Source organism: Flavobacterium sp. N2820, assembly GCF_025947285.1.
In the GTDB taxonomy this organism is placed as follows: domain Bacteria; phylum Bacteroidota; class Bacteroidia; order Flavobacteriales; family Flavobacteriaceae; genus Flavobacterium.
Window position 1 is genome coordinate 302,984 of record NZ_CP110008.1, and the last position, 23,540, is coordinate 326,523.

Here is a 23,540-nt window from a genome sequence, read left to right on the forward strand (position 1 = left end):
ATGAAAAAAATTTTAACCTTTATATTGTTTCTAAGTTTTAGTATTTCTTTTGGACAATCAACCACTTGTGCTAACGCAGCTGCAATGTGTTCTGGAAATCAAGGGCCCTTTGTGAATACAACTGGAACTCCAAGTTTTGGACCACTTGGGTGTTTGGGCTCAACACCAAATCCTGCTTGGTTTTATTTGCAAGTTGGACAATCTGGTAATATTGACTTTACATTATTTCAAACTTCTAACGGAGGTAACCCTATTGATGTTGATTTTATTTTATGGGGACCTTTCAGTTCAGCCATTAATTGTAATAGTTTATTTGGCTATTCTGCTGGTTATACAGGTCCTAATAATGTAATTGATTGTAGTTATTCAGGTTCTGCAACAGAGAATGTAAATATTCCAAATGCTATTGCAGGGCAATTTTATATGCTTTTAGTTACAAACTTTTCAGGTCAAGCAGGTACTTATACCTTAAATCAAACTGGAGGTACAGGTGCCCTTAGTTGTGAAATAGTTTGTGGTGTTAATTTAGGTCCAGATCAATTATATTGTTCTACAAATATTACAAATCATCTATTAACGGCGACTTTCAATCAAGCTCCTTCATCAGCGGGTACTCCAACTTACTCATGGTTTTTAGAAGGTGTTTTACAAACTACTACTACAGTAAATACTTTATTAATTAATCAAAGCGGTAACTGGTCAGTTGAAGTTGTTCGTCCGGGTTGTTCAGATTTAGCAACCGATACGGTGCTTATCACCTTCGATTCACCACCTTCACTTACACCACCACCTTCGCCTATAAATATTAATTGTAATCCATATGACTTAACTTCGTTAATTCCAGCTATGGTTGCACCAGATCTACCATCAGATTTTGTGGTTTATTTTTATGAAGATCAAGCGGATTGTTGGGATGGAAATTCAAATTTTATTCCCAATCCAACAGCTTATGCGCCAGGCGCATCAATCACTGTTTATATTAGAGTTGAGAATGCTGGAAACCCTTCATGTAATGATACCGATCAATTTGTTTCATTAACATACAATTGTTCAAGTGTAACAGCTTCAGTTAGTGCCAATACGATATGTTCAGGAACAACAGGTACTGTTACTTTTACGGGTACTCCAAATGCTGTAGTTACCTATACAGTTGACGGTTCACCAAATCAGACGATAACTTTAGACGCTACGGGTCAATTTGTATTGACTACACCAGTTTTAACAGCAGATTCGGTTTACACTTTGGTAGAAGTTTCTGACGGAACGATAACTACACCATTAACAGGTGTTACGGCTACGGTTACCGTTATTGCTTTACCAACAGCTACTATTTCTGGTACAACAGCTATTTGTTCAGGAAGTGCTACAGATTTAACCTTCACAGGAACAGCAGATGCGATTGTTACCTATACAGATGGTACAAGTAATTTTACCACCACATTAACAGGAGGAACATCAACAGTGAGTGTTTCACCAACTACTACAACGACCTATAGTTTGGTAAGTGTTGCTTCTAATACGACACCAGTTTGTACAGCTACTCCAACAGGTAGTGTTGTGATTACAGTTTCACAGCAAGTAGCAGGAAGTTTAAGCTACACGCCATCAGATTTTTGTACAATTGATTTTGGTACATATGCGCCTACGGTTGTAATTTCTGGAGCGGGTACAGGCACATGTGCTTCAACTACACCAGTTTATACAGCAACACCAGCAGGTTTAACCATAGATGCAACAACAGGAGTTATTACGCCAAGTACAAGTGTAGTAGGTACATATACCATTACGCTTACTTATCCAGCTTGTGGCGGATGTGGAGTTGCAAATTTCACAACAACAGTAACCGTTTCTTCACCAGGGTCTGCTAGCGTTAGTTATACGACACCATTGTGTACAAATGACACAGCTACGTATGCGCCAACTTTAACAGGAGCAGGTTCAGCAACAAATTATACTGCTACTCCAGCAGGATTATCAATAGATTTAATTACAGGAGTAATTAACCCAAGTGCAAGTACAGCGGGAACTTATACAATAAATTATACGCCAGCATCAGTAGGTGCTTGTGTTATAGTTGGAACTCCAACAACAGTTACCATCACAGCAGCTCCAACAGCAGCTATCAGTTATGCAGCAACACCTTATTGTGATGATATTGCTACGGCACAAGCAGTTACTTTAACAGGAACGAATGCGTATACAGGCGGAAGTTTTAGTGCTTCTCCAGCAGGTTTACTAATAGATGCTTCAACAGGGGCGATTACTCCAACAGGAAGTACAGCAGGAACATATACGGTAACGTACACTATTCCAGCGAGTGCAGGATGTGCAAGTAGTGATGTAACAACAACAGTAACCATAACAGGTTTACCAACAGCAGCTATCAGCTATGCAGGAACACCTTATTGTGATAACTTAGCTACGGCACAAGCAATTACCTTGACAGGAACGAATGCATATACAGGCGGAAGTTTCAGTGCTACACCAGCAGGTTTACTTTTAGATGCTTCAACAGGAGCTATTACTCCAACTGGAAGTACAGCAGGAACATATACTGTAACGTACACTATTCCAGCGAGTGCAGGATGTGCGAGTAGTGATGTAACTACTACAGTTACCATCACAGCAGCTCCAACAGCAGCTATCAGCTATGCGGCAACACCTTATTGTGATGATATTGCTACAGCACAAGCAATTACCTTAACAGGAACGAATGCATATACAGGCGGAAGTTTTAGTGCTTCTCCAGCAGGTTTACTAATAGATACTTCAACAGGAGCGATTACTCCAAACGGAAGTACAGCAGGAACATATACGGTAACGTACACTATTCCAGCGAGTGCAGGATGTGCAAGTAGTGATGTAACAACAACAGTAACCATAACAGGTTTACCAACAGCAGCTATCAGCTATGCAGGAACACCTTATTGTGATAACTTAGCTACGGCACAAGCAATTACCTTGACAGGAACGAATGCATATACAGGCGGAAGTTTCAGTGCTACACCAGCAGGTTTACTTTTAGATGCAATAACAGGAGCGATTACTCCAACAGGAAGTACAGCAGGAACATATACGGTAACGTACACTATTCCAGCGAGTGCAGGATGTGCGAGTAGTGATGTAACTACTACAGTTACCATCACAGCAGCGCCAACAGCAGCTATCAGTTATGCAGCAACACCTTATTGTGATGATATTGCTACGGCACAAGCAGTTACTTTAACAGGAACGAATGCGTATACAGGCGGAAGTTTTAGTGCTTCTCCAGCAGGTTTACTAATAGATGCTTCAACAGGAGCGATTACTCCAACTGGAAGTACAGCAGGAACATATACTGTAACGTACACTATTCCAGCGAGTGCAGGATGTGCAAGTAGTGATGTAACAACAACAGTTACCATCACAGCAGCGCCAACAGCAGCTATCAGCTATGCGGGAACACCTTATTGTGATAACTTAGCTACGGCACAAGCAATTACCTTAACAGGAACGAATGCATATACAGGCGGAAGTTTCAGTGCTACACCAGCAGGTTTACTTTTAGATGCAATAACAGGAGCGATTACTCCAACTGGAAGTACAGCAGGAACATATACGGTAACGTACACTATTCCAGCGAGTGCAGGATGTGCGAGTAGTGATATAACTACTACAGTTACCATCACAGCAGCGCCAACAGCAGCTATCAGTTATGCAGCAACACCTTATTGTGATGATATTGCTACAGGGCAAGCAGTTACTTTAACAGGAACGAATGCGTATACAGGCGGAAGTTTTAGTGCTTCTCCAGCAGGTTTACTAATAGATGCTTCAACAGGAGCGATTACTCCAACTGGAAGTACAGCAGGAACATATACGGTAACGTACACTATTCCAGCGAGTGCAGGATGTGCAAGTAGTGATGTAACAACAACAATTACCATAACAGGTTTACCAACAGCAGCTATCAGCTATGCGGGAACACCTTATTGTGATAACTTAGCTACGGCACAAGCAATTACCTTGACAGGAACGAATGCATATACAGGCGGAAGTTTCAGTGCTACACCAGCAGGTTTACTTTTAGATGCTTCAACAGGAGCTATTACTCCAACTGGAAGTACAGCAGGAACATATACTGTAACGTACACTATTCCAGCGAGTGCAGGATGTGCGAGTAGTGATGTAACTACTACAGTTACCATCACAGCAGCGCCAACAGCAGCTATCAGTTATGCGGCAACACCTTATTGTGATGATATTGCTACGGCACAAGCAGTTACTTTAACAGGAACGAATGCGTATACAGGCGGAAGTTTTAGTGCTTCTCCAGCAGGTTTACTAATAAATGCTTCAACAGGAGCGATTACTCCAACTGGAAGTACAGCAGGAGCCTATACGGTAACATACACTATTCCCGCGAGTGCAGGATGTGCAAGTAGTACGGTAAGTACAACGCTTACAATTATTGCTGTTCCACAAATTACACTTACTTCAAGTGTTGCATCTACAAATCAAACCATTTGTGTTAATACAGCAATAGGTAATATTACTTATACTTTTGGAGGAAGTGCAACAGGAGTTAATGTGGTAGGTTTACCAGCAGGTGTAACAGCTTCGACTTCTGGAAATGTAGTTACTATAAGTGGTACGCCAACATCAGCAACAGCTGCGACTTTTAATTATACAATTACGGCTACAGGAAGTATTTGTGGTACACCGAGTTTATCGGGCAGTATTACTCTTACAAACGGAATTGCACCAATTTTCACGCAAGCAAACGCGGTTTGTGAAGGAGTAACAATAAATTTACCAACCACGTCAAACAATGGTATTACAGGTGAATGGCAACTTATAAGTTCTACATCAACCGATGCAACATATGAGTTTACACCCGATGCAGGACAATGTGCATTGAATACACAAATGACCGTTCAAATATATCCACGCCCGGTGGTAACAGCTACTGTTTTACCGAGTACAGGTGTTCTTTGTTCAGGAGATGTTGTAGATATTCAATTGAGCAGTAATGTTCCTGGGGCTATTTTTTCATGGACCTCTAGTAGTGCAACAGTTACAGGTCATTCATCATCAGTAGTTGGTTCTACCGATACGTTTATCAACCAGACTTTGGTTTTAAATTCAGGAATTACAGGAACAGGAGAGGTTGTTTATGGAATAGTTGCAGAGGCCAATGGATGTGTTGGGGAAACAGTTTTCGTTACGATTTCAGTAAACCCTATACCCGATGTTACGGTAACCGGTGATGGCCAAACGATTTGTTCTGGCGAGACGACAAATATTTCTTTTGAGGGCACCGTAAACAATACCGTTTTCACATGGGTTGTTCAAAGCAGCACAGGAGTTTCAGGCGCATCAAATGGATCAGGAAGTTCAATTGCACAAGTATTGGAAACAACAGGATTATCTCAAGGCGTTGTTGTGTATCAAGTAACACCAAGTTTAAATGGTTGTGTGGGTGCATCTGCGACAATTACAGTATATGTTAATCCAATTCCGGAGTTATTTGGAAGTCCAAACCATCCAGAATTATGTAGTGGTGTGGGTAGCACGTTTATCAATTTCTCTACCTTTAATGCCAATACCATATTTACATGGACAGTAAATCAAGTAGGAGTAACAGGGGCAACCGCTGATACAAGTACAGGATCTACATTATTAATAGAGCAAGTATTAGAAACAACAGGTAACACACAAGGTTATGTTGATTATGTAATTACGCCAACATTAAATGGATGTTCAGGCACTTCAGTTACGGTTCGAGTTTATGTAAATCCTTTACCACAGCCTGTTTTAGCAGATGGAACAATATGTGTTGATGCAGCAGGAGTTACCTTCCAGACGTATTTATTAGACACAGGTTTAGATGCGAGTATGTATGATTTTGTTTGGTATATTGATGGAGTTGCTCAAGCAAATTCAGATGCAGCCACATTTACAGCCTCAGTTGTGGGTGTTTATAGTGTTATAGCAACCAATTCGGTTACGAATTGTGTTTCAGAAGAAGAGTTTGCAGCAGTTACTGCTACTACACCAGCAGATTCGTTTACCACATTGGTAACCGATGCGTTTTCAGACAATGCAACAATCACAGTAACCGTTTCAGGTGGTTCAGGTACTTTGTTGTATCAATTAGATGAGGGTTCTTTCCAATCATCAAATGTTTTTACAGGAGTAAGCGCAGGAGAGCACACAGTTACAGTAATAGATAGTGAAGGGTGTACATTTATAACACAAAACGTAACAGTGATTGATTACCCAAAATACTTTACACCAAATGGCGATGGTCACAACGACACATGGAATATAGTAGGAATGAATCAAGCAGATGCGAAGTTGTATATTTTTGATAGATACGGAAAGTTAATCAAACAATTAAGTGCAACGGACACAAGTAACGGATGGGATGGAACCTATAACGGACAACAATTACCATCTACAGATTACTGGTTTACACTAGACTACACTGAAAATGGTGCTGCAAAACAATTTAAAGCACATTTTTCAATGAAAAGATAATTTATCATTAATAAAAAAAAGAGCGCTATACTTATAGCGCTCTTTTTTTATCAATAATTAGTTAAGAATATCATTAATAATCATCAAATGATGATTGGTGTGAAGAATTAAAAATTTTTCTGTTTCTTTTTTATTTAAAACCCCAAAAAAAGGATGAGGAAAGTTAGTATACTTATTTAGATCTTTCCAATCACTTAGATTTTTTCTAACTTTTAACAAGCTTATGGCTAATGTTTCATGATTGATTTCACCTTCTGGTCTAACAATTTTAGGTGCTTTTGCTTTTCCTCTTGGAATTTTTTTAGCAATGGTTAGTATTAAAAAGCGTTTAAAATTAAATTTCCAATGATAATTTGAAGGATTTGAATTCTTGCAAGCGGTAACAATTTGGTCGATAGTTTTTAAACTGTGTTCAATGTGCCAACCAACGTTTCCTTCTGAAACATTACTGTTACTAATTTCAAATTGTGTTATTTTTGATTCTAATTGACTAATTAAATATTCTAAATTTTGCATATTGAATTTTAAAAGTTGAAAATATAAAAAATCCCAAAGACATTTTCAGAATTTGGGATTTATATTTAATGATTTGTTTTAATTAACTTCTTCGTTTTCTTTATCTAAATATTCTTGAACAATTTCTATAGCATTAGTAACTACATCACTCAAAGCAGTAATAAAACTAGCTTCTTCAGCGCTATTAATAGCATGTTTAATAGCTTCCACTTCTTTTGTAATTATTTCATGTGTTACAGTTCTTCCAGAAGCTGTAATTCCTTCCATTATTAAACCAATTATTTCTTCTTCGGTTCTACCGCGTAAGTGTTTTTCCTGACGAATGATGATATGATCAAACATTCGAGCGGCAATCATGGCACATTCTCTAATATCTTCGTCTCTTCGGTCACCAACTCCTGCAATAATTCCGATTTTCTTCGTAGCTTCTACAGAAGACAAATATTCTTCAACACCTTTATATCCTGATGGATTGTGCGCAAAATCAATTAATACTTTAAATTTTTTGAATTCGAAAATATTCATTCTTCCTGGAGTTTGAGCCGCACTTGGAATAAAAGTTTGTAACGATAAACTAATGTCTTCGGTCTTAAATCCTTGTAAATATGCTGCTAAAGTAGCGGCTAAAACATTTGCTATCATGAATTTTGCTTTTCCACCTAAAGTCAAAGGAACATGAGTCGCTCTTTCTACTCTAATTTTCCACTCTCCTTTTTTAATAGTGATAAATCCATTTTCATAAACTGCTACAATTTTACCTTCTTTTGCTAATTGTTTTACCACAGGCGTATTTTCATCCATACTAAAATAAGCAATATTGCAACTTAAATCTTTAACAAGTTTCATGCAATATTCGTCTTCCGCATTTAATATGGCCCAACCTTCTTTCTTCACACTTCTAACAACTGTAGCTTTTACTCTAGCTAAATCATCTAAAGTTTCTATATCATTTAATCCTAAATGATCTTCTTGTATATTAGTTACAATTCCAATGTCACAACGACTAAAACCAAGTCCTGCTCTCAAAATCCCACCACGAGCCGTTTCTAAAACAGCAAATTCTACAGTAGGATCTTTCAAAATATATTCTGCAGAAATTGGCCCAGTTGTATCGCCTTTTTCCATCATGTGATTTTGCACATAAATTCCGTCAGAAGTAGTAAAACCAACTTTAAAACCGTTATTTTTAACAATATGGGCTATTAATCGGGTAGTGGTAGTTTTCCCATTTGTTCCTGTTACGGCAATAATTGGAATACGACTAGGTTTTCCTGGTGGGTACAACATATCAATTACAGGTGCAGCCACGTTTCTTGGTAATCCTTCAGATGGCGCTAAATGCATTCTAAACCCAGGTGCTGCATTTACTTCTAAAATACAACCTCCATTTAATTTTAATGGCTCCGTTAAGTTTTCAGCCATAATGTCTACACCACAAACATCTAGTCCTATTACTCGAGAAATTCGTTCACAAAGAAAAATGTTTTCAGGGTGCATCATGTCTGTTACATCTACAGAAGTTCCACCAGTGCTTAGATTTGCAGTTGATTTTAAATAGACGACTTCGTCTTTTCTTGGAACTGTTTCTAAGGTATACCCAAGCTTTTCTAATAAATCTGTTGTATCTCTGTCAACATCAATCTGGGTAAGTACATTTTCATGTCCATAACCACGACGCGGATCTTTATTCGTTTCTTCAATTAATTGTTGAATAGTATGTTTTCCATCACCTTTAACGTGTGCTGGTTCTCGTTTAGCAGCAGCTACTAATTTATTGTCAATAATCAATACACGGAAATCATAACCTGTAATAAATTTTTCAACAATAACTCTTCGACTGTAATTTTTTGCGTAAGCTAATCCAGCCACAGCATCTTCCCATTTTTTTACATTTATAGATGCTCCTTTTCCATGATTTCCATCTAATGGTTTGATTACAATTGGGTAACCAATTTTTTTAATTACAGTTTCTAAATCGTTTTCATCAACACAAATGCCACCGCTTGCCACAGGAATTGACGCCAACTCTAACATACGTTTAGTTTCTTCTTTATTGCAAGCAATATCTACAGCAATGTTGCTTGTTTTACAAGTTATGGTAGCCTGAAAACGCATTTGATTTACACCATAACCTAATTGCACAAGTGAATTGGTTCCCAAACGAATCCAAGGAATATCTCTTGCAACGGCCTCTTCAACGATGCTTCCAGTTGAAGGACCAAGACGAACTCGCTCACGAATTTCACGCATTTTTTGAATATCAGCTTCAACATCATATTCAGTTGCAGCGATTAAAGATTCGGCAATAGCTACAGCACTTTCTGCCGCAAAAAGACCTACATTTTCTTCGGTATAACTAAAAACAACATTGTAAACACCTGGCGTTTTCGTCTCTCTAGTGCGACCAAAACCTGTTTCCATTCCGGCTAATGTTTGAATTTCTAAAGCAATATGTTCAATTACATGTCCCATCCAAGTGCCTCTTTCAACACGTGAAAAGAAACCGCCTCTGCAACCTTCTGAACAACGATGTTCTATCATAGTTGGAAACATTGCTTCAATTCGCTCTCTAAATCCTTCGATTTTATTGGTTGGAAATTGTTCCATTTCCTCCAAATCTAATCGCATTTGAATTAATTTTTTTCTTTGAACACTCCAAATGTTGGGACCTCTAAGGGCTTGTATTTTTAATATTTTCATAAAAATTGAAAGTTGTTTTTAAAATGGATAATGATTTTGTTAAAAATAGAAAAATATTATCACAGTGCGATGCTTTTTGATTAAAATTATCAAATTTTAGCTTTTGTTATATCTTCTTTTTGATTTGGTATGAATTAATGGGTAATCTGCCTGTTTTCTTGAAAAATCGGTAAGAAGTTTTATTTCTTTATTCCATTTTGATTTGTGTAGTATTAAGAAATACTTATTTTTACGGCATGGAAATACAAGGGAAATTAATAATCATTGGTGGCGCTGTAGATAAAGGGAGTTTTACAGAAACCAATTTGGATAAAGATGCTTCAAAGAATTTGAATTTTTTCGAGACAGGAATTTTAAAAAGAATCATTAAGGAATCAAAACATAAAGAAGCATCACGTATTGAAGTAATAACAACAGCTTCAAAAATTCCAAGAGAAATTGGTCCAGAATACGTAAAAGCATTTAGCTATTTAGGAGCTCACAATGTTGATGTTTTATATATTGAGAAAAGAGAACAAGCCAACGATCAAGAAGTTTTAGAACGATTGAAAGCAGCAGATGCCGTAATGTTTACTGGTGGTGATCAATTGCGTTTGACTTCCATTTTAGGCGGAACTCCTTTTGATGATATGCTGATTTCGAAATACAAAAACGAAGAATTTATTTATGCTGGAACTTCGGCTGGAGCAGCGGCAGCTTCAAACAATATGATTTATCAAGGAAGTAGTTCAGAAGCGTTGCTTAAAGGGGAAGTAAAAATCACCTCGGGTCTAGGATTAATTGACGATGTAGTTATAGATACACATTTTGTACAAAGAGGAAGAATCGGTCGTTTGTTTCAAGCGGTAGTTGGAAATCCCAAAGTGTTGGGAATAGGTTTAGGAGAAGATACGGGATTGTTAATTACGAATGGTCGCCAAATGGAAGCCATTGGTTCTGGATTAGTAATTTTAGTTGATGGAAGGGAAGTAAAAGACACCAATTTGACTCAGGTTGAATTAGGACAACCCATCTCAATAAATCATCTGGTTACACACGTAATGAGTCAATTTGATAAATTCGATTTAGATACGTTTAAAATGACGATACATTCGTCACAATATGTTTAATTGATTTGTTAGATTATTAGATTTTTAGACCTTTTAGATTTCATAATATGAAAATACTCGGTCTAAAAATCCAATTTTTTAAAGTCTAACCTTTCTAAAAATCTAATTTTTCTAAAATGTCTAAAATAATCATCCACGGCGGATTTTTCTCAGAATCATCAACCAGTTTAGCTACTAAAATTGCCAAACAGCAAGCCCTTTTGCGCATTGTAAAAGATTCGTATGCATATTTGCAAAATCATTCGGCATTAGAAACGGTAGTCTATGCGGTTTCTCAATTGGAAGATGATGAATTATTTAATGCCGGAATTGGTTCGCAAATTCAATCCGATGGAAAAATCAGAATGAGTGCTTCTTTAATGGATGGCGAATCGCAAAAAATGAGTGGTGTTATCAATATTGAGGAAGTAAAAAATCCAATCCAAGTAGCACAAGTTTTAATGCAAGTCGATGACCGAATTTTAGGCGGAAGCGGTGCCACAAATTTTGCAAGAAAACACGGATTTGAGTCTTTTTCAACTGAAATTCCACAACGAAGAGCCGAATATGAAGTAAAATTAGCCTCATTAGGAACAGGAACCGTAGGTTGTGTAGCTTTAGACAAAAACGGAAAAATAGCAGTAGCCACTTCAACAGGTGGAAAAGGATTTGAAATTCCAGGAAGAATTTCAGATTCGGCAACCGTAGCTGGAAATTATGCTAACGAATTTTGTGGAGTAAGTTTGACTGGAGTAGGCGAGGACATTGTCAGTAACGCCACAGCTGCAAAAATTGTAACCCGTGTCACTGACGGATTTTCAATAGAAAAAGCCTTCGAAAAAACCTTTGCCGAATTAAAACCATATGATGGTTTTGCAGGGGCAATTGGAATCGACAAACAAGGCAACATCTTTCATCAAGATTCACATCCAAGTATGGTTTTTGCCAGTTTTGATGGTGAAAATCAGGAAGTTTTTGAATAGAAATTAAACAGTTTTAATAAATATGAATATTTTAAGAGTTTTTTTTCCAAATAAACCATGGTTGTTTAAGAAGAAAATGAATGATTCCTTTTTTGGATTAATGTGGTTTAATAATAAAGATGAAAATAGTGAAAGTCATTTTCAATGCCAAATAATGTTTAGCCATACAAACGCACCATTGGATATTTTTTTTGATTCTGATGTAAATGGTATAAATCCAAATCAAAAGATTCTTTTTTTTGAATTTGAAAAAAGATATGAAGAAATTTTAGAAAGTATCAAACCTCATTTGATGGGTAGATTAGATATGATAAAATTCAATGAAAATTATAATTTAGATATGAAATCAGATTTTCATATTTGATCTTTAGTTATATTTTCAATTGGTAATGACAATCAATTTTCAATTGGACTTTCAAGTGATAAGTATAAAATTTCTAATATCAGATTGAATATTAAAGATTTTAAGTTCAGAGAATTTATTAATTAGAAATGATTTTTAAAAAAACAAAACCCGAAAGTAGTACTTTCGGGTTTTCTATTTCTTTACTCTTTCTTTTCCTCCTTAAACGTCCAAAACAAAATTCTACTCACTTTGTTGCCATGTTTCATTTCTGTAATTTGGTAGGTTGCTTTTACTTTTCTAAGATGCGAAAGCAAAGGTTTTAAATTGTCTTTTTTAGAAACTAACGATGAGAACCATTTGCACTGCAATTTAAAATGCACGCTTTCATAAATCATATTACTAATGAACGTCAATTCGCCACCTTCGCACCATAATTCGTTATTTACACCGCCAAAGTTTAAGGTTGGTTTTTTCGAATCTTCAATACCTAAATTCTTATTCTTCCGAATCGTACCTTTATTTGCTTCTTCTTTAGAACTGTGAAAAGGTGGATTACAAATCGTCATGTCAAATTTATCTTCTGGAAGAATGATATTTTTAAAGATATTACGTTTTGAAGTTTGCAATCGCAACGTAACGTTTTCTTTTAATTTCTGATTCGAATTAATATTTTCCTGAGCAGCTTCATAAGCTTGTTTGTCAATTTCACTTCCTACAAAGCGCCAATCGTATTCCGACACACCAATAATCGGATAAATACAATTTGCTCCAATTCCGACATCTAAAATGCGAATTTTATGCTTCGTTTGAATAGTTCCGTACGTGTCTTCTAAAACATCGGCAACTTGATGGATATATTCTGCTCGTCCAGGAATAGGCGGACAAAGAAATCCTTTTGGAATATCCCAATTTTTCAACCCATAATAATGCAACAACAACGCTTTGTTCAACATTTTCACCGCATCAGGATTCGCAAAGTCAATCGTTTCAGTTCCATATTCATTTACAGCAACAAAAGGCGCTAAATCTGGATTGGATTGTAGTAAAGTTTTGAAATCGTATTTGCCGTGGTGTTTGTTTTTCGGATGAAAGCCCGTTATGGTTTTGGTTGTGTTCAATGTGATATTTTTATTGTGTAAAGGTATTGAATTATAAGCAATAAAAAACCACGCCTAAGCGTGGTTTAATATATAAGTAAGATAAACTGAGTTAGACGTAAATTATTTAATTTTGTTAACGATAGCTGTGAAAGCTTCTGAGTGATTCATAGCTAAATCGGCAAGAACTTTACGGTTCAATTCGATGTTGTTAGCTTTGATTTTTCCCATAAATTGAGAGTAACTCATTCCATGTAATCTTGCACCAGCGTTGATACGCATAATCCATAAAGCACGGAAGTTTCTCTTATTTTGTTTTCTATCACGGTAAGCATAGCACATTGCTTTTTCTACCGCGTTTTTAGCTACAGTCCAAACGTTTTTACGTCTTCCAAAGAAACCTTTGGCTTGTTTTAATACTCTTTTTTTTCTAGCTTTTGATGCTACTGAATTTGTTGCTCTTGGCATAATTTTAAATGTTTTTTGTAGTAAGGCGGTTTTTCAACACTTTTAAACTTCGTACTTTGTATTTTATACTTGGTACTTCGTTCAGCCCACTCCAGGGTTACTAAATTGTTTTAACCAAACAAACTAATTAAATAATATTTAATTGTTGTTTAATGCTTCTCTCATCTGTTTTGTGAACCAAACCAGAATGTGTTAAAGCTAATTTACGCTTTTTAGATTTTTTAGTCAAAATGTGACTTTTAAAAGCGTGTTTTCTTTTGATCTTTCCAGAACCAGTAACTTTGAATCGTTTCTTAGCACTAGATTTTGTTTTCATTTTAGGCATTTTCTTCCTGTATTTATAATCTATCTTACTTATTATTTTTCAAAAGAGTTTTAATGTAAACTCTTATTTTGCTTTTTTCTTAGGAGCAATATACATAATCATACGTTTTCCTTCTAAAACTGGCATCGCTTCTACTTTTCCAAACTCTTCCAATTCTTGAGCCAAACGTAATAATAAAATTTGTCCTTGCTCTTTATAGATAATTGAACGACCTTTAAAGAAAACAAATGCTTTTAGCTTAGCACCGTCTTGTAAAAATTTCAAGGCATTCTTTTTCTTAAATTCATAATCGTGCTCATCTGTTTGAGGTCCAAAACGGATTTCTTTGATTACAATTTGAGTAGATTTTGCTTTTAATTCTTTATCTCTCTTTTTTTGTTGGTATAAAAATTTACCATAATCCATCAATTTACAAACTGGCGGTTCAGCGTTTGGAGAAATTTCTACCAAATCAACTTCTTGCTCTTCAGCTAAACGAAGTGCATCGGCAATTTTGTAAACTCCTGGTTCAATATTTTCACCTACTAAACGTACTTCAGCAACACGTATTAAATTGTTGATACGGTGTGCTGCTTTTTTCTCTTCGCGAGGTTGAAAACCTCTGTTGTTTCTAATTGCTATGGCTTTATTATTTTAGTTAAACTTAAAATTGTTTTAATGTTTTATTGATTTCTTCGTTAATTATTGCGGCAAATTGCTCAATAGTTACCGATATATTTCCTTTTCCTTCTTGTCCACGTTGTCTAACAGAAATTGTGCCGTTTTTCTCTTCTTCCTCGCCAACAATCAGCATAAACGGATATTTGTTCAGCTCCGCTTCTCTAATTTTCTTACCGATTGTTTCATTTCGGTTATCTATCAGGGCGCGAATTTCGTGATTTTCTAGCAAATCTAAAACTTTTTTCGCATAATTTTCATATTTCTCACTCAAAGACAGAATTATAGCTTGCTCTGGCATCAACCAAATTGGGAAATTTCCGGCTGTATGTTCCAGTAAAATAGCGATAAAACGTTCCATCGAACCAAAAGGCGCTCGGTGAATCATAACTGGTCGATGTAACTTGTCATCCGCACCTTTATAAGACAATTCAAAACGTTCTGGTAAATTGTAATCTACCTGAATCGTTCCCAATTGCCAACTTCTGCCTAAAGCATCTTTTACCATGAAATCCAATTTCGGACCATAAAAAGCAGCTTCACCAGATTCAATCACATAATTTAATCCTTTGTCTTTCGCTGCACTGATAATCGCATTTTCAGCTTTTTCCCAGTTTTCAATGCTTCCTATATATTTATCTGGATTATCTAAATCACGAACCGAAACCTGAGCCGTAAAGTTTTCAAATCCTAACGAACCAAATACATACAATACTAAATCGATTACATTTTTAAATTCAGCATCCAATTGATCAGGCGTACAGAAAATATGCGCATCATCCTGAGTAAATCCTCTAACACGAGTCAACCCATGCAATTCACCCGATTGCTCATAACGATAAACCGTTCCAAATTCCGCATAACGTTTTGGTAAATCTTTATACGACCATGGTCTTGCGTTATAAATTTCACAGTGGTGTGGGCAGTTCATTGGTTTTAACAAGAACTCTTCTCCCTCAGCAGGTGTATGGATTGGTTGAAAACTATCGGCACCATATTTAGCATAGTGTCCAGAAGTTACATACAAGTCTTTCATCCCAATATGAGGTGTTACTACTTGTTCGTAGCCTGCTTTTTTCTGTGCTTTTTTCAAAAATTGTTCTAATCTATCACGCAAAGCAGCACCTTTTGGTAACCATAAAGGTAAACCTTGACCCACTTTTGGAGAAAAATGGAATAAATCCAACTCTTTTCCTAATTTTCTGTGATCACGGCGTTTAGCTTCTTCTAATAATTCAAGGTAATCGGTTAAATCTTTTTGTTTCGGAAACGAAATTCCGTAAACACGAGTTAATTGCTTATTTTTTTCATCACCTCTCCAGTAAGCACCTGCAACCGATAAAATTTTCATCGCTTTGATAATTCCTGTATTCGGAATGTGACCACCACGACACAAATCAAAGAAGTTGGCATGATCACAAAATGTAATCGTTCCGTCTTCTAAGTTTGAAATCAATTCTATTTTATACTCGTTGTTTTTATAAACTTCTAATGCTTCCGCTTTAGAAACGGCACGCATTTTAAATTCATGTTTTTCTCTTGAAATTTCTAAAATACGGTCTTCAATCTTTTTGAAATCGGCATCCGTAATTTTTTTATCACCAAAATCAACATCATAATAGAAGCCATTATCAATCGCAGGTCCAAGTGTTAACTTAATCCCAGGAAAAATTTCTTCTAAAGCTTGCGCCATAACGTGCGAAGTCGAATGCCAAAAAGCTTTTTTACCTTCTTTGTCATTCCAAGTATATAATATAAGTGTACCGTCCGTGGTTAAGGTCGTCGCCGTTTCAATAGTGGTACCATTATAGGAAGCAGAAATTACATTTCTAGCCAAACCTTCACTAATGCTTTTCGCAACATCCATTGGAGTAACTCCTTGAGCCATCTCCTTAACCGACCCATCGGGTAAAGTAACTTTTATCATTTTTTAAAATTTATAAGTTGCAAATATAAACCTTTAATAAAATCCATACAATATATATAAGGTATAATGTTAAAAAAGATTTGCAGCAGCCGTTTAGTATTCCATAAAAACTATTGGTCCCGCTGTCCGCTGCTATATCCACGCTAAGGCGTGGGATGCCACTCCCATCGGGGTTAGTCAAGACGTTTTGCATTCCATATAACTATTTCACTGGCTCGCAAAGCGAGCACTAATTCCTCGCATAGCGAGTTGTCATTCCGCAGAATAGGAATCTCCTGCGCAGCAGGCTAATGCTTAACGCAGTTAAGCCACACCTCTTCGAACCACTTTTATGAACTTTGCCTACACTATATATAAGCAACAAAACACTACTATGCCTTATATGTTTAAAAATGGCCATAGTGGTACTTAGTGTCTTCCTCGTTGCCTTAGTGGTTAAGCCCAAAAAAACTTTCGATTATTAAATCCTTGTTATCAGAGAGTTAAGAAAAATCTTCAAAAAAAGAGAAAAAAAAGAGTTTAAAAGCCTTGTGAGAACAAAAAAGATTTCTACTTTTGCACCCGCATTAAGGAAGAAGTTCACACACAAACTGAGGATTAAACAAATCAAAAAAACTTTTAAAAAAGTTGAAAAAAGATTTGGATAATAAAAAGTAAAGGTAGTATCTTTGCCGACCCGAAACGAAAGAATTGGGGAGTACAAGTTCTTAAAAATAGTGGGTAAGTGGTCAGGAAAAAATAATCAAAAAATTTTTTCAAAAAAGCTTGCCAGATTAAAAAAGAGTTGTACTTTTGCACCCGCTTTGAAACACAAGCGAAGTTAAAAAGAGAATGACACGTTCATAGACATATTGAATTGACAGCACAAATTTGTAGCAATACAGATTTGAAAAAAAAGAGAGAGTAAGATTTTTCGATTATTATTGAAAAGACTAGCGACTTGAATCGAAACATAAGTTAGAGTTTACTCTAACAAACAATATACGATGAAGAGTTTGATCCTGGCTCAGGATGAACGCTAGCGGCAGGCCTAACACATGCAAGTCGAGGGGTAGAGTTCTTCGGAACTTGAGACCGGCGCACGGGTGCGTAACGCGTATGCAATCTACCTTATACAGGGGAATAGCCCAGAGAAATTTGGATTAATGCCCCATAGTGTTATAGAATCGCATGGTTTTATAACTAAAGTTCCAACGGTATAAGATGAGCATGCGTCCCATTAGTTAGTTGGTAAGGTAACGGCTTACCAAGACAATGATGGGTAGGGGTCCTGAGAGGGAGATCCCCCACACTGGTACTGAGACACGGACCAGACTCCTACGGGAGGCAGCAGTGAGGAATATTGGTCAATGGGCGCAAGCCTGAACCAGCCATGCCGCGTGCAGGAAGACGGTCCTATGGATTGTAAACTGCTTTTATACAGGAAGAAACCTCCCTACGTGTAGGGACTTGACGGTACTGTAGGAATAAGGATCGGCTAACTCCGTGCCAGCAGCCGCGGTAATACGGAGGATCCAAGCGTTATCCGGAATCATTGGGTTTAAAGGGTCCGTAGGCGGCCTTATAAGTCAGTGGTGAAATCTCCTAGCTCAACTAGGAAACTGCCATTGATACTGTAGGGCTTGAATTTTTGTGAAGTAACTAGAATATGTAGTGTAGCGGTGAAATGCTTAGATATTACATGGAATACCAATTGCGAAGGCAGGTTACTAACAAACGATTGACGCTGATGGACGAAAGCGTGGGGAGCGAACAGGATTAGATACCCTGGTAGTCCACGCCGTAAACGATGGATACTAGCTGTTCGGAGCAATCTGAGTGGCTAAGCGAAAGTGATAAGTATCCCACCTGGGGAGTACGCACGCAAGTGTGAAACTCAAAGGAATTGACGGGGGCCCGCACAAGCGGTGGAGCATGTGGTTTAATTCGATGATACGCGAGGAACCTTACCAAGGCTTAAATGTAGATTGACAGGACTGGAAACAGTTTTTTCTTCGGACAATTTACAAGGTGCTGCATGGTTGTCGTCAGCTCGTGCCGTGAGGTGTCAGGTTAAGTCCTATAACGAGCGCAACCCCTGTTGTTAGTTGCCAGCGAGTCATGTCGGGAACTCTAACAAGACTGCCAGTGTAAACTGTGAGGAAGGTGGGGATGACGTCAAATCATCACGGCCCTTACGCCTTGGGCCACACACGTGCTACAATGGACGGTACAGAGAGCAGCCACTGGGTGACCAGGAGCGAATCTACAAAACCGTTCTCAGTTCGGATCGGAGTCTGCAACTCGACTCCGTGAAGCTGGAATCGCTAGTAATCGGATATCAGCCATGATCCGGTGAATACGTTCCCGGGCCTTGTACACACCGCCCGTCAAGCCATGGAAGCTGGGGGTGCCTGAAGTCGGTGACCGCAAGGAGCTGCCTAGGGTAAAACTGGTAACTAGGGCTAAGTCGTAACAAGGTAGCCGTACCGGAAGGTGCGGCTGGAACACCTCCTTTCTAGAGAAGAGACGAGGCGCTAACTTAACGATACGCAAAATATTACTCTCGCTGTTAATTCAAATAATACAAATAAGTAAAAACAGAGTCTCGTAGCTCAGCTGGTTAGAGTACTACACTGATAATGTAGGGGTCCCCAGTTCGAGTCTGGGCGGGACTACTACTTTTAATTACGAATTAAGAATTACGAATTAAAAAGTAGTAAAGTTTTATTTATTAGAGGAAATTTTAGAAGTTGAGAGATTAGGAATTATAAAATTCGTAATTCATAATTCATAATTTTTAATTAAAAATTGGGGGATTAGCTCAGCTGGCTAGAGCGCCTGCCTTGCACGCAGGAGGTCATCGGTTCGACTCCGATATTCTCCACAATCCGCTAAGCGGAAAAAGTTCATTGACATATTGAGATAAAAATATTTAAAAAGTAGAAAGTACAGTAGATATGCGATTTATCGCGTATTTATTAAAAAAAGTCCTAGTTTTATTATATAGAATTAGGCGGCACATAAGCAAAATAAGGGCGTATGGGGGATGCCTAGGCTCTCAGAGGCGATGAAAGGCGTGATAAGCTGCGAAAAGCTGCGGGGATTGGCACACACGAATTGATCCGTAGATACCTGAATGGGGCAACCCGGCATGTTGAAGACATGTCACTCCGATAGGAGAGCAAACCCGCTGAACTGAAACATCTAAGTAGGCGGAGGAGAAGAAAACAAAAGTGATTCCGTAAGTAGTGGCGAGCGAACGCGGATTAGCCCAAACCAATGTTGTTACGGCAATGTTGGGGTTGTAGGACCACGACATTCTATGCGGATTGAACCGGAATTACCTGGAAAGGTAAACCAAAGAGGGTGATAGTCCTGTATGGGTAAGAGAAGATATAGATAGTGGTATCCTGAGTAGCGCGGGGCACGTGAAACCCTGTGTGAATTTGGCGGGACCATCCGCTAAGGCTAAATACTCCTGAGAGACCGATAGTGAACCAGTACCGTGAGGGAAAGGTGAAAAGAACCGTGAATAACGGAGTGAAATAGATCCTGAAACCATACGCTTACAAGCGGTCGGAGCCCTTTCGTGGGGTGACGGCGTGCCTTTTGCATAATGAGCCTACGAGTTACCGTTGCTGGCAAGGATAAGTACTTATGGTATGGATCCGTAGCGAAAGCGAGTCTGAATAGGGCGCTTTAGTCAGTAATGGTAGACGCGAAACCGTGTGATCTACCCATGGGCAGGATGAAGCTGTGGTAACACATAGTGGAGGTCCGAACCGGTTGACGTTGAAAAGTCTTCGGATGACCTGTGGGTAGGGGTGAAAGGCCAATCAAACTCGGAAATAGCTCGTACTCCCCGAAATGCATTTAGGTGCAGCGCTGGGTATAAGTTATATAGAGGTAGAGCTACTGATTGGATGCGGGGGCTTCACCGCCTACCAATTCCTGACAAACTCCGAATGCTATATAATGTTTACCAGCAGTGAGGGCATGGGTGCTAAGGTCCATGTCCGAGAGGGAAAGAACCCAGACCATCAGCTAAGGTCCCCAAATATATGCTAAGTTGAAATAACGAGGTTTGTCTGCCCAGACAGCTAGGATGTTGGCTTGGAAGCAGCCATTCATTTAAAGAGTGCGTAACAGCTCACTAGTCGAGCGGACGAGCATGGATAATAATCGGGCATAAGCATATTACCGAAGCTATGGATTTACGTTTTACGTAAGTGGTAGGGGAGCATTCTAAACTGGGTCGAAGGTGTGATGTGAGTCATGCTGGACTGTTTAGAAAAGAAAATGTAGGCATAAGTAACGATAATGCGGGCGAGAAACCCGCACACCGAAAAACTAAGGTTTCCGCAGCTATGCTAATCAGCTGCGGGTTAGTCGGGTCCTAAGGCGAACCCGAAAGGGACAGTCGATGGCCAACGGGTTAATATTCCCGTACTACTTATAATTGTGATGGAGAGACGCAGTGGTGAAAGTACCGCGAACTGACGGAATAGTTCGTTAAAGCACTTAGCTATAGGCCCGGTAGGCAAATCCGCTGGGACTGGTGAAATGCGATAGTACACGGAGTCTTCGGACAAAGTGATAGTGTACCTAAAGGCTGCCAAGAAAATCTTCTAAACTTAGATTATAAGTACCCGTACCGTAAACCGACACAGGTAGTTGAGGAGAGAATCCTAAGGTGCTCGAGAGATTCATGGCTAAGGAATTAGGCAAAATAGACCTGTAACTTCGGGAGAAAGGTCGCCACGCTCAGGCGTGGCCGCAGTGAAAAGATCCAGGCGACTGTTTATCAAAAACACAGGGCTCTGCAAAATCGTAAGATGAAGTATAGGGCCTGACACCTGCCCGGTGCTGGAAGGTTAAGAGGAGATGTTATCTTCGGAGAAGCATTGAATTGAAGCCCCAGTAAACGGCGGCCGTAACTATAACGGTCCTAAGGTAGCGAAATTCCTTGTCGGGTAAGTTCCGACCTGCACGAATGGTGTAACGATCTGGATACTGTCTCAGCCATGAGCTCGGTGAAATTGTAGTAGCGGTGAAGATGCCGCTTACCCGCAGTGGGACGAAAAGACCCTGTGCACCTTTACTATAGCTTAATATTGACCTTGGACACGTGATGTGTAGGATAGGTGGGAGACTGTGAAGTGGCGTCGCTAGGCGTTGTGGAGTCATTGTTGAAATACCACCCTTTGCTTGTCTGAGGCCTAACCCCGCTATGCGGGGGACATTGTTTGGTGGGTAGTTTGACTGGGGTGGTCGCCTCCAAAAGAGTAACGGAGGCTTCTAAAGGTTCCCTCAGCACGCTTGGTAACCGTGCGTAGAGTGCAATGGCATAAGGGAGCTTGACTGAGAGACATACAGGTCGATCAGGTACGAAAGTAGAGCATAGTGATCCGGTGGTTCCGCATGGAAGGGCCATCGCTCAAAGGATAAAAGGTACGCCGGGGATAACAGGCTGATCTCCCCCAAGAGCTCATATCGACGGGGGGTTTGGCACCTCGATGTCGGCTCGTCACATCCTGGGGCTGGAGAAGGTCCCAAGGGTTGGGCTGTTCGCCCATTAAAGTGGCACGCGAGCTGGGTTCAGAACGTCGTGAGACAGTTCGGTCTCTATCTACTGTGGGCGTTAGAAATTTGAGTGGATCTGATTCTAGTACGAGAGGACCGAATTGGACTAACCGCTGGTGTATCTGTTGTTCCGCCAGGAGCACTGCAGAGTAGCTACGTTGGGAAGGGATAAGCGCTGAAAGCATATAAGCGCGAAACCCACCACAAGATGAGATTTCTTTTAAGGGTCCTAGAAGATGACTAGGTCGATAGGCTATAGATGTAAAGGCAGTAATGTCATAGTCGAGTAGTACTAATAACCCGTAAGCTTATGTACAATTCCTCCGCTTCGGCGGAGGAAGAAACTTTCTTTAAATTTATTTATCTCAGTATGTTAAGATATTATTGCAATTACGAATTTAAAATTATGAATTACGAATTGTAAATGTTGTCCAAAGCAACATAACCTCTTAAGGTGGTTATTGCGTCGGGGCTCACCTCTTCCCATTCCGAACAGAGAAGTTAAGCCCGATTGCGCAGATGGTACTGCAGTAATGTGGGAGAGTATGTCGCCGCCTTTCTTTTGAAAAGCCTGTCTAAATATAGACAGGCTTTTTTGTTACCAATATATCGTCCCGATGGGACTAAGCAACATAAAACCACCCTCTTGAGGTCGTTTTATTGTTTTAGATTTGAAAGCTAAAGCAAGCGTTTCGTTCGTGAACTTGTTTTATCTTGTGACATGAGAGTGACGGCTCATAGTAGCGGTGGGTTATAAAAGATGATAACGAAATATTTTAATTGTTATCTTTTAATGAATTTTATAGTAACTCTTTTGTAATCATTTTGCTATCAGGGAAATCATATTTAAAAAACCATTCTATTCTAGAGGATTTTGTTGGTTTTATCCTAAAGTTAAATCCAGCATACCATTCTGAATTTATTTTTATATAATATCCCCAACCACGAATATGGTTTATTTTTGTTTCATCAAAAATCTTTGAAATTTCATCGTTTATTTTTAATCCTTTTATTTTAAGTTTAGTGTCGCATGTTGAGATGTACTGAATTTCTCTAGTTTTTGAGATACCTAATTTATATAAAATACCTTTATGTTTAATTTCTTTTAAATCTTTTATAGATCCATTTGGTATGAATATTTTTGTTTTGCCATTTGAGTTTTCATTAACTTTTGTTCCTAGTTGTAATATCTTTTGATTATTACAAGAAGTTTTAAAAGATAATAAAATTAGAATGAAAATTGTGATTTTCAAGTTCATATATTTTTGCTTTATTAATTTTCTTGCACTAAATGTATATAAAACATTCTTTAATGTTTAATAAAGCTAACAATTTTCCAGTATATT

12 protein-coding genes, 2 tRNA genes and 3 rRNA genes are annotated in these 23,540 nt (G+C 38.4%); 9 read left to right on the top strand and 8 right to left on the bottom strand.

Going from position 1 to position 23,540, the window contains the following annotated elements:
* Positions 1-6,522, top strand: coding sequence for a T9SS type B sorting domain-containing protein (locus OLM52_RS01455; protein ID WP_264549385.1), 6,522 nt, complete (start codon positions 1-3; stop codon positions 6,520-6,522).
* Positions 6,523-6,579: 57 nt separating this feature from the next.
* Here the strand turns inward: OLM52_RS01455 and OLM52_RS01460 are convergent, their stop codons facing one another.
* Both OLM52_RS01460 and cphA read right to left on the bottom strand, forming a co-directional pair.
* Positions 6,580-7,038, bottom strand: a complete 459-nt coding sequence (locus OLM52_RS01460; RefSeq protein ID WP_264549386.1) for a DUF1569 domain-containing protein — start codon at positions 7,036-7,038, stop codon at positions 6,580-6,582.
* Positions 7,039-7,116: 78 nt separating this feature from the next.
* Positions 7,117-9,738: a cyanophycin synthetase gene (cphA, locus tag OLM52_RS01465; protein WP_264549387.1), complete on the bottom strand. Its 2,622-nt coding sequence runs from the start codon at positions 9,736-9,738 to the stop codon at positions 7,117-7,119.
* Positions 9,739-9,974: 236 nt separating this feature from the next.
* On the opposite strand from cphA, the gene OLM52_RS01470 reads away from it, so the two are divergent.
* From OLM52_RS01470 to OLM52_RS01480, 3 genes are all read left to right on the top strand, one after another.
* A complete protein-coding gene (locus OLM52_RS01470) occupies positions 9,975-10,847 on the top strand; it encodes a cyanophycinase (RefSeq protein WP_264549388.1) in 873 nt (290 codons plus the stop codon).
* A gap of 116 nt (positions 10,848-10,963) precedes the next feature.
* Complete coding sequence (locus tag OLM52_RS01475) at positions 10,964-11,809, top strand: isoaspartyl peptidase/L-asparaginase (RefSeq protein WP_264549389.1); 846 nt, start codon at positions 10,964-10,966, stop codon at positions 11,807-11,809.
* A gap of 22 nt (positions 11,810-11,831) precedes the next feature.
* Positions 11,832-12,173 (top strand): hypothetical protein, encoded by a 342-nt coding sequence (locus OLM52_RS01480; protein ID WP_264549390.1) that lies wholly within the window; start codon positions 11,832-11,834, stop codon positions 12,171-12,173.
* A gap of 182 nt (positions 12,174-12,355) precedes the next feature.
* On the opposite strand, the gene rlmF is transcribed toward OLM52_RS01480, so the two are convergent.
* The 5 genes from rlmF to thrS all read right to left on the bottom strand — a co-directional run bounded on the left by rlmF (position 12,356) and on the right by thrS (position 16,629).
* On the bottom strand, positions 12,356-13,273 hold the full coding sequence (gene rlmF / locus OLM52_RS01485; RefSeq protein ID WP_264549391.1) for a 23S rRNA (adenine(1618)-N(6))-methyltransferase RlmF: 918 nt from the start codon (positions 13,271-13,273) through the stop codon (positions 12,356-12,358).
* 102 nt (positions 13,274-13,375) lie between these two features.
* The gene (rplT, locus tag OLM52_RS01490) at positions 13,376-13,720 is read right to left on the bottom strand and encodes a 50S ribosomal protein L20 (RefSeq protein ID WP_264549392.1); all 345 of its coding nucleotides are present in this window, start codon (positions 13,718-13,720) and stop codon (positions 13,376-13,378) included.
* Positions 13,721-13,847: 127 nt separating this feature from the next.
* Positions 13,848-14,045 (bottom strand): 50S ribosomal protein L35, encoded by a 198-nt coding sequence (gene rpmI, locus OLM52_RS01495; protein ID WP_008256922.1) that lies wholly within the window; start codon positions 14,043-14,045, stop codon positions 13,848-13,850.
* Between the two features lie 63 nt (positions 14,046-14,108).
* A complete protein-coding gene (gene infC / locus OLM52_RS01500; RefSeq protein WP_264550508.1) occupies positions 14,109-14,660 on the bottom strand; it encodes a translation initiation factor IF-3 in 552 nt (183 codons plus the stop codon).
* 28 nt (positions 14,661-14,688) lie between these two features.
* Positions 14,689-16,629: a threonine--tRNA ligase gene (gene thrS / locus OLM52_RS01505; RefSeq protein ID WP_264549393.1), complete on the bottom strand. Its 1,941-nt coding sequence runs from the start codon at positions 16,627-16,629 to the stop codon at positions 14,689-14,691.
* A 983-nt stretch (positions 16,630-17,612) separates the two neighbouring features.
* Here thrS and OLM52_RS01510 point away from each other — a divergent pair.
* The 5 genes from OLM52_RS01510 to rrf all read left to right on the top strand — a co-directional run bounded on the left by OLM52_RS01510 (position 17,613) and on the right by rrf (position 22,754).
* Positions 17,613-19,126, top strand: a 16S ribosomal RNA gene (locus tag OLM52_RS01510).
* Positions 19,127-19,212: 86 nt separating this feature from the next.
* Positions 19,213-19,286: transfer RNA gene (locus OLM52_RS01515), tRNA-Ile, on the top strand.
* Between the two features lie 135 nt (positions 19,287-19,421).
* A tRNA-Ala gene (locus tag OLM52_RS01520) sits at positions 19,422-19,495 on the top strand.
* 134 nt (positions 19,496-19,629) lie between these two features.
* Positions 19,630-22,510 (top strand): 23S ribosomal RNA (locus tag OLM52_RS01525).
* Positions 22,511-22,644: 134 nt separating this feature from the next.
* Positions 22,645-22,754 (top strand): 5S ribosomal RNA (rrf, locus tag OLM52_RS01530).
* Together the 16S, 23S and 5S rRNA genes with 2 tRNA genes alongside form the textbook arrangement of a ribosomal RNA operon.
* Positions 22,755-22,994: 240 nt before the next feature.
* Here rrf and OLM52_RS01535 read toward each other — a convergent pair.
* Positions 22,995-23,447 carry a hypothetical protein gene (locus OLM52_RS01535; protein WP_264549394.1) on the bottom strand — a complete coding sequence of 151 codons (453 nt, stop codon included), beginning with the start codon at positions 23,445-23,447 and terminating at the stop codon, positions 22,995-22,997.
* Positions 23,448-23,540 lie beyond the last annotated feature (93 nt).